A 1,666-nucleotide genomic window follows, 5' to 3' on the forward strand; every position below is an offset into this window, starting at 1 on the left:
GGCGCCGTTGGGGTCGGCCACAGCCGCACCGTGCACCTGGCGCCACGCACCGTACGCGCCCGCGCCCGCGCGAGGCGGCCGGGCAGCGGCGCCCCTGCCCGCCACCAGGGCTCGCCCGACACGAGCAGAATCCGCCACGCCGCTCCCCCGGGGCCGCAGGCCGCACGTGCCCGCGCGAGGCGAGGCGGTCCCGCCCGCAGCCATCGGCGCAGGCCGCGCCGCACCGGTCGGGCCGCTGACGGTCGGGCCGCCGTCGCTGGGGTGCCCGCCCCGCCCCGCCGACCGCCGGTCAGCCGGCCGCGCCGACCACCAGCCAGACGAAGCCGACCCCGGCGACGGTGCAGCCGAGGGTGCTGAGTGCGGGGTGGTCGTGGTGGGCCTCGGGGAGGATGTCGGCCGCTGCGAGGTAGAGCAGGACGCCGCTGAACAGGCCCAGGTAGATGCCGAGTGCCTGGTCGGGCACGGTGAACAGGAGGGTGGACGCCGCGCCGACGACGGGCGCGACGGCGTCCGCACCGAGCATCAGCGCCGCCTTGCGCCGCGCGTTCCCGTACAGGCTGGTGAGCGTGTACGTGTTGAAGCCGTCCGCGAAGTCATGGGCGATGACGGCCACCGCGACGGCCACCGTCATCTCGCCGCTGATCTGAGCGGCGAGCCCGAGGGCGACCCCGTCCATGGCGCTGTGCCCCACCATGGCGGCGGCTGCGGTGAGCCCCACCTGTGGCGCCCGGCCGGCGAGCGGGACCGGCGCGGCGTGTGCTGCCGCGCCCGGTGCGGCGGAGGCATCGCCTCGCGCGGGCGCGCGCGAGGTGGCCCCGTCGCCCCACGGGCCACCGGCACCGACGGTGGCGCCGGCGCCGGCCGTACGAGTGTCCTCCGGTGCCACTCCCGCCACAGCGGGCGTGACGTGGTGGGCGGCCACCCGCTCCGCCAGCAGCCGCTCCACCGCATGGGCGAGCAGGAAGCCCCCGACGAAGCAGAGCAGCGCCGCTGGCACCCCGTGCACCTCGTCGCCCGCCACCTCCAGCGCCTCGGGCAGCAGGTCGAGCCCGACGACGCCGAGCATCAGGCCGCCGGCGAGGCCGAGGATCAGATGCCGGCGGTCGGTCACGCGGTGCGCGGTCCAGCCGCCGAGCAGCGTCATCACCAGCGCGCCCAGCGCGATCACCACCGGCACGGCCTCGCTCCTCTCCCGCCCACCGGGTCCGCGGGCGCTGCGGGGCACCGGCCGCCCTGCGGGGTCGCCTCCACCGGGCGACACAGGCGGGCCCGCACCGCCCGCGCACGGGCGGCCGACCTTGACATGAGCACCCGGTGCGCTGTCGTGATCACGCAGCGTACGCGGGCCGTGCGGGCGATGCCATGACCGCTCGTCGGCCTGCCGCCGATCGCGGCCGGGTGTCGGTCTTCGTCGGCGTCGGGGCCAGCCGCGACGCGCCGCCGGCCGAGGTGGCTGCGCTGGTCGCGGCGTGCCTCGCGGAGGCCGGGCTGACGGCGGCGGCCGTCGCCGGGTTCGCCACCGTCGACGTCAAGGCCGATGAACCCGCGCTGCTGCTCGCCGCCGAGCGGTACGGGGTCCCGCTGCGCGCCCATCCGGCCGCGGCGCTGGCCGCGGTGGGCCTGCCGCCCCCCACCCCTACAGCCCGGGCCCCCGGGGGGCCCCCCG

The 1,666-nt window shown here is 78.5% G+C and carries 2 protein-coding genes; one reads left to right on the plus strand and one right to left on the minus strand.

All coding sequences use genetic code 11. From position 1 onward, the window contains the following. Positions 1-289 precede the first annotated feature (289 nt). Positions 290-1,177: a ZIP family metal transporter gene (locus AAHZ94_RS33720; RefSeq protein WP_349997502.1), complete on the minus strand. Its 888-nt coding sequence runs from the start codon at positions 1,175-1,177 to the stop codon at positions 290-292. A gap of 185 nt (positions 1,178-1,362) precedes the next feature. On the opposite strand from AAHZ94_RS33720, the gene AAHZ94_RS33725 reads away from it, so the two are divergent. After that, the coding region (locus tag AAHZ94_RS33725; protein ID WP_349997503.1) for a cobalamin biosynthesis protein at positions 1,363-1,666 on the plus strand (304 nt) is incomplete at its 3' end.

Origin of the sequence: Streptomyces sp. HSW2009 (assembly GCF_040240285.1) — a bacterium.
Classification (GTDB): Bacteria; Actinomycetota; Actinomycetes; order Streptomycetales; family Streptomycetaceae; genus Streptomyces.